6 protein-coding genes and 3 pseudogenes are annotated in these 5,701 nt (G+C 73.3%); 5 read left to right on the top strand and 4 right to left on the bottom strand.

Features of this window, described 5'->3' with window-relative positions; all coding sequences use genetic code 11:
• Positions 1 to 407: 407 nt before the first annotated feature.
• The 3 genes and pseudogenes from recO to RUMESO_RS02005 all read left to right on the top strand — a co-directional run bounded on the left by recO (position 408) and on the right by RUMESO_RS02005 (position 2,990).
• Positions 408 to 1,128 (top strand): annotated as a pseudogene (gene recO / locus RUMESO_RS02015) (DNA repair protein RecO).
• A gap of 307 nt (positions 1,129 to 1,435) precedes the next feature.
• Entirely contained in the window at positions 1,436 to 1,615 is a 180-nt protein-coding gene (locus tag RUMESO_RS02010) for a hypothetical protein (RefSeq protein WP_037277687.1), read from the top strand.
• Between the two features lie 331 nt (positions 1,616 to 1,946).
• Complete coding sequence (locus RUMESO_RS02005; RefSeq protein ID WP_245639105.1) at positions 1,947 to 2,990, top strand: MFS transporter; 1,044 nt, start codon at positions 1,947 to 1,949, stop codon at positions 2,988 to 2,990.
• On the opposite strand, the pseudogene RUMESO_RS02000 reads toward RUMESO_RS02005, so the two are convergent.
• A pseudogene (locus tag RUMESO_RS02000) lies at positions 2,987 to 3,540 on the bottom strand (cob(I)yrinic acid a,c-diamide adenosyltransferase). The gene RUMESO_RS02005 and the pseudogene RUMESO_RS02000 overlap by 4 nt on opposite strands.
• A 4-nt stretch (positions 3,541 to 3,544) precedes the next feature.
• Positions 3,545 to 3,754, bottom strand: coding sequence for a twin transmembrane helix small protein (locus RUMESO_RS01995; protein WP_037277686.1), 210 nt, complete (start codon positions 3,752 to 3,754; stop codon positions 3,545 to 3,547).
• A gap of 137 nt (positions 3,755 to 3,891) precedes the next feature.
• Here RUMESO_RS01995 and RUMESO_RS01990 point away from each other — a divergent pair, with 137 nt between their 5' ends.
• Together RUMESO_RS01990 and RUMESO_RS01985 are read left to right on the top strand one after the other, a co-directional pair.
• The gene (locus RUMESO_RS01990; protein WP_037277683.1) at positions 3,892 to 4,134 is read left to right on the top strand and encodes a type II toxin-antitoxin system CcdA family antitoxin; all 243 of its coding nucleotides are present in this window, start codon (positions 3,892 to 3,894) and stop codon (positions 4,132 to 4,134) included.
• Complete coding sequence (locus tag RUMESO_RS01985) at positions 4,134 to 4,430, top strand: CcdB family protein (protein WP_037277681.1); 297 nt, start codon at positions 4,134 to 4,136, stop codon at positions 4,428 to 4,430. Before RUMESO_RS01990 ends, RUMESO_RS01985 begins: the two co-directional genes overlap by 1 nt.
• 1 nt (position 4,431) lies before the next feature.
• On the opposite strand, the pseudogene RUMESO_RS01980 reads toward RUMESO_RS01985, so the two are convergent.
• Positions 4,432 to 5,285, bottom strand: a pseudogene (locus RUMESO_RS01980) (SDR family NAD(P)-dependent oxidoreductase).
• A 33-nt stretch (positions 5,286 to 5,318) separates the two neighbouring features.
• Positions 5,319 to 5,609: an SH3 domain-containing protein gene (locus RUMESO_RS01975; RefSeq protein ID WP_051520923.1), complete on the bottom strand. Its 291-nt coding sequence runs from the start codon at positions 5,607 to 5,609 to the stop codon at positions 5,319 to 5,321.
• Between the last annotated feature and the right edge of the window lie 92 nt (positions 5,610 to 5,701).

The following is a 5,701-nucleotide window of genomic DNA, read 5'->3' as shown; positions in this document are numbered from 1 at the left end:
GGATCGTAAATGGAGCGTTCGGTGGGGGGTGGGGGGACGCAACACCCCGGAGGTAAGAGGTTGATCGGGCCAGGAAAACGCCCGAGCGGGGGTGTTGCGTCGCCCTCGGTGGGTGGGCGTCGGCGCGCCGGGGGCGGGGCGAATCAGGGGGGCGGCCGCAGCCCGGTTCGGCTGGCGAGGGTGCGCTCCAAGCGCACCCTGCCGGGAGGAGATACCGCCAGGGCGCGATGGCGTAGGGTGGGTGGAACCCACGCGGGACCACGGGACGGACAGGGTGCCGCCGCTCGGGACCGCGTGGGTTGCGCCCGCCGGGGCGGGCTCCACCCACCCTACGGGCGGCGGGGCCAGTCGCGGGCGAAGCGCGGAGGCTTGCCCTTCGCCGCGCCGGGCCCCACCTGTTTCGCATGATCGAATGGCGCGACGAGGGCATCCTTCTGGCCGTGCGGCCGCATGGCGAGACCTCGGCCATCGTCGAGGCCTTCTGCGAGGCGCATGGGCGGCACGCGGGAGTCGTGCTGGGGGGCGTGTCGCGGCGGATGCGGCCCTTCCTGCAGCCGGGGGTGCTGGCGTCGCTGGGCTGGCGCGCGAGGCTCGACGAGCATCTGGGGCATTTCACCGTGGAGCCCGTCAGGAACCGGGCGGGGACGGCGCTGGGGGACCGGCTCGCGCTCGCGGGGATCGGGGCGGTGACGGGGCTGCTGCGGGAGGTGCTGCCCGAGCGGGCGCCGCATCCTCGGTTGTACGAGCGGACGAACGCGCTGCTGGACCTGCTGCCGGAAGGAGAGGTCTGGCCGCTGGCCTACCTGCAATGGGAGATGTTCCTGCTGGAGGACATGGGGTTCGGCCTCGACCTGAGCGCCTGCGCGGTGACGGGGGGGACGGAGGAGCTGATCTACGTCTCGCCGAGGACGGGGCGGGCGGTGAGCCGCGCGGGGGCGGGGGAGTTTGCGCCGAGGCTGCTGCCGCTGCCCCCCGTGCTGCGGGGCGAAGGGGAGGCCGGGCCGGAGGAGATCGTCGCGGCGCTGGGGGTGGACGGGGCACTTCATCAAGGAACGTCTGGTGCCGGAGGGGAAGGAACTGCCGGCGGCGCGGGACCGGCTGATCTCGGTGCTGGGGCGCGAGGGGTGAGGCGGCGGTTGGGGCTCGGACGGCGAGGGCGCGGCGCAGGCGCGGTGCGCTGAAGCGCACCCTACGAGGGGCCGCTGGCGGGCTGAAGCCCGCCCTACGAGGAAGAGCCAAGCGGATCACCGGGGGCTGGCGTGGCATGGTGCGTGCTCGCACGCACCCTACGGGTCATGGCCGCCAAGCCGGCGGTGAGGTTTGAAACGGGCGGCGGTCTGGGCTAACAGTCGGGCATGTCGTGATTCCCGACGTCTCCATCGCTGAGCGCGCCTGCCATCCCGGCGGGCCGTCATGCCATGGAGGCTCGACAGAGATGAAGCACGACACGACCCCCGACCGCCGCCGCGACGAGGACAAGGTGGCCCGCGTCATTCGCGTGGCCGAGGAGGTCCTGGCCCAGGCCTATCGCGGCGCCTCGCGCCAGGAGATGATCGAGAGCCAGCTCCGCGTGCGCGAGAGCGTGGTGCGCGAGATGAGGCGACGCCTGAGGTGACGCCGGGCCGAGAGCCTCGCAAGGACGGGACGGGGGCGGTGGAGGCCGCCCCTCGTTACCGGTGGGGCCCGGCGCGAGGTCGTGTGCGGAGGCCCGGGCGGGAAGCGGCATTCCGTGTCGCGGGCGGCGCAGAATCGGGTGGCGCGGGGCGTTCACTGGCGCGGTAGATCGAGTTCCCCGATGACCACCACCTACGCTCATGCTCCGAGGGCGGCCCGCGTGCCGCGCGTGGAGGACTTCGCCCTCCTCTTCGGGCTGGAATCGGCCGTGCGGGGGGTGCTGCTCTCGGCGGTGCCGCTGACGATGTACCGGCTCTGGGGGGAGGGGGCGGGTGGTCTCGGCCTTCTACCTGGGCGTGGGGATGTGCTCGCTGACGGCGGGGCTGATGGTGCCCTATGTCACGCGGCGGGTGCCGCGCGGGCGGATGATGCTAGTGACGGGGGCGCTCTACCTCCTGGGCATGGCGATGATGGTCACGGGGAGCCGGTGGCTGACGGCGGCGGCGCTGCTCGTCAACGCGGTGGCGACGGTGAACTTCTGGGTCTGCCTGTCGGCCTACGTGCTGGACTACGTGCCGAGGGAGGACCTGGGGCGGAACGAGTCGAAGCGGCTGCTCTATGGCGCGCTGTCCTGGACGATCGGGCCCTTCACGGGGGTGCTGCTGCTGGACTGGTGGCGGCCGGCGCCGTTCCTGGTGGCGGCGGGCTTCGCGCTGGCGGTGATGGTGGCCTTCGTGCGGATGGGGCTGGGGAACGGCAAGCCGGTGGGCGCGTCGCGGGGGCATCCGCTGGGCTTCGTCGGGCGGTTCCTGAGGCGGCCCCGGCTGGTGGCGGGGTGGCTCTTCGCGACGATCCGGTCCTGCGGGTGGTGGGTCTACATCGTCTACCTGCCGCTGTTCTGCCTGCAGAACGGGCTGGGGGAGACGCTGGGCGGGGCGGCGGTGTCGGCGTCGAGCGCGCTGCTCTTCGCGACGCCGTGGCTCCTGAGGATCGTGCAGCGGGTGGGGGTGCGGGGCGCGGTGCGAGGGACCTTCGGGCTCTGCGCGGCGCTGTTCCTGGCCGGGGCGGCGCTGGCAGCCTGGCCTTGGGCGACGGTGGGCTGCCTGTTCCTCGGGTCGCTCGGGCTCATCATGCTGGACGTCTGCGCGTCGCTGCCCTTCCTGATGGCGGTGAAGCCCTCGGAGCGGACCGAGATGGCGGCCGTCTATTCGAGCTACCGCGACGTGTCGGGCATCCTGTCGCCGCTGGTGGGCGGGGCGGTGCTGCTGGTGGCGCCGGTGGCGGCGACCTTCGCGGCCTGTGGGGCGGGGATGGCGGTGGCCTGGGCGCTCGCGGGGACGGTGCATCCCCGGCTCGGGCGCAGGCGGGCCTCCTAGCGGTTGGCCCCGGGGACCCAGAGGACGTCGCTGCGGCCCTCGTCGTTGGCCATGCGGGCGGCGACGAAGAACCAGTCCGAGAGGCGGTTGAGGTAGCGCAGCGCCGCGCCGTTGACCGAGTGCTGCTCGGAGAGGGCGACGACGAGACGCTCGGCCCGGCGCGCCACGGTGCGGCAGAGGTGGAGGTGCGCGGCGAGCGCCGTGCCGCCGGGGAGGACGAAGCTGCGGAGCGGCTGGAGAGTCGCGGTCATGGCGTCGATGGCGGATTCGAGCTTGTCCACCTGCGCGTCGGCCACGCGGAGCGCCTCGCCCGTCCCCTCCGGGCGGCAGAGGTCGGCGCCGAGGTCGAAGAGGTCGTTCTGGATGGCGGCGAGGGCGACGTCCATCTCTCCTGTCGCGTGGAGGCGGGCGAGGCCGACGGTGGAGTTGAGCTCGTCCACGGTGCCGTAGGATTCGACCCGGAGCGCGTGCTTGCGGACGCGCGTGCCGTCGCCCAGCGCGGTGTCCCCTTGTCGCCGGTGCGGGTGTAGATGCGGTTCAGGACGACCATGGCCTCAGCCCCCTTGGCGGCGCAGGAAGACGTAGAGAAGGACCAGCGCGATGGCGACCGCCTGCATGTAGATGCGCCAGCGCATGATCTTGTTGGCGTTGCGGCGGTTGAACTCGCCGCCCACCCCGAAGGTGCCCACGCCGAAGAGCAGGATGCCGAGCACGATCAGCACCGCGAGGATGACGAGGAAGAAGAGGGGATCTCTGAAGGGCATGGGCCGCTCCGGCTGCGTCAGGGAGGGTTTAGCAGGGGTGGGGCGGAAGGGAAGGGGCGGGGTGGGACGGACCCGGGGAGACGGTTGCGGTGTTCGGCGTTGGTGTGTACCATTGCTGCACATCATGGAGGCTCAGGATGCCCGCACCCGCCGCGAAGCGCCGGACCAACGTCACCATCGACGGCCGCCTGCTGGACGAGGCGCGCGAGTTGCACCTGAACGTCTCGGCGGTCGCCGAGGGCGCCTTGGCGCAGGCGGTCCGGGAGGCGAAGGCCAAGGCCTGGGCGGAGGAGAACGCGGAGGCCATTGCGGCGCGCGCGGCCTGGATCGAGGCGAACGGGCTGCCCCTCGCGCAGTGGCAAGTCCTGAAGGTGTATTAGTGGCGCAGTTCCGGGTTTATCGGCTGCCGGGCGGCGCGCTGGCGCTGGACCTGCAATCCGACGTGATTTCCCTGCCTACGCGGGTCGTCGCGCCACTCGTGCCGGTGGAGCCCGGTCTCCCGGCCTTCACCCGGCTGGAGCCGGCCTTCGACATCGAGGGCCAGCGGTTCGCGATGCACACGGGCGAGCTCGCCGCCGTATCGGCCCGGTTGGTCGAGGGCGAGCCGGTCGCGGATCTCCGGGGGGAGGACTACGCGATCCGGCGCGCGCTCGACATGCTGTTCTCGGGGTTCTGACTCACACCCGTCCGAGGAACCAGCTCGCCGCGCGGTGGGGCAGGACGCGGCGCAGGGCCCCGGCGACGTGGGTCGGCGTCGTCACGTAGTAGCGGGGGCGCGGGCGCGGGCTTTCGAGGGCGTGGATCAGTTGCTCGGTCACGGCCTGGGGCGGCAGCTCGAAGCGGTCGGAGCGGGCGGGGCCGTAGAGGCGGTGGAGGACCGTCTGGTATTCGGCCGCGCGGGGCGAGGCCTTCCAGTCGATCCAGCGCTCGAAGAGCGGGATGGCGTTCTGGCGGAGCCGGGAGGCCACGGGGCCGGGCTCGATCAGCGAGACCTGGACGTTGGCGGAAGCCATCTCGATCCGCAGGACCTCGGTCAGGCCCTCGAGGGCGAACTTGGTGGCGACGTAGGCGCCGCGCCAGCGCACCCCCACGAGGCCGAGGACCGAGGAGCAGTTGACGATGCGGCCGTGGCCCTGCGCGCGCATGACGGGGATCACGCGGCGGGTGAGCTCGTGCCAGCCGAAGAGGTTGGTCTCGAAGACCTCGCGCAGGGCCTCGGTCGGCAGGTCCTCCAGCGCGCCGGGCAGCGCGATGGCGCCGTTGTTGTAGAGGGCGTCGAGGGTGCCGCCGGTGGCCGCGAGGACCTCGGCGAGGGCGGATTCCATCGAGGCCGGGTCGGTAGGTCGAGGCGGGGGCTCTCGAAGCCCTCGGCCCGGAGGCGCGCGCAGTCCTCCTCCTTGCGGCAGGAGGCAAAGACGCGCCAGCCGCGCGCGCGCAGGCCCAGAGCGGCGTCGGCGCCGATGCCCGAGGAGCAGCCGGTGATGAGGATGCTGCGGCGGGGCGCGGCGGCGGGGGCGTGGGCGGCGGACATGGCGACTCCGGGGGTTCCTGGCACGCCGCCTGATTAGCCGGGCGGGCGGGCGCCCGGAAGGGAGGGTCCGTCGTCGGCCGCCGCAACAAATCGTGCGGAGATCCAGCCTTCCGCGCCCGATTCGGTGCGGATGCGGAGCCAGTCGCCCTCGGCGGCCAGCACGGCGACCTCGTCGTCCTCACGGAGGAGGCCGAGCGTGGGGGCGTCGGTGCCGGGCCCCTCGCGGAGGTTCACGCGGTCGGAGAGGATGCGGCGGAGGTCGGGGCCCTCCGATGGGGCGGCGTCGGAGGCCGGCGCCTCGGCGAGCGGCCGGTCCGGTCCCATCGTGGCGGCGGGATCGGCGGGGGGGGGGGGGGGGGGGGGGGGGGGGGGGGGGGGGGGGGGGGGGGGGGGGGGGGGCGGGGGGGGGGGGGGGG

The sequence above is a fragment of the Rubellimicrobium mesophilum DSM 19309 genome (assembly GCF_000600335.2).
GTDB lineage: Bacteria > Pseudomonadota > Alphaproteobacteria > Rhodobacterales > Rhodobacteraceae > Rubellimicrobium > Rubellimicrobium mesophilum.
This window is presented reverse-complemented; position numbering and strand designations above follow the sequence as displayed.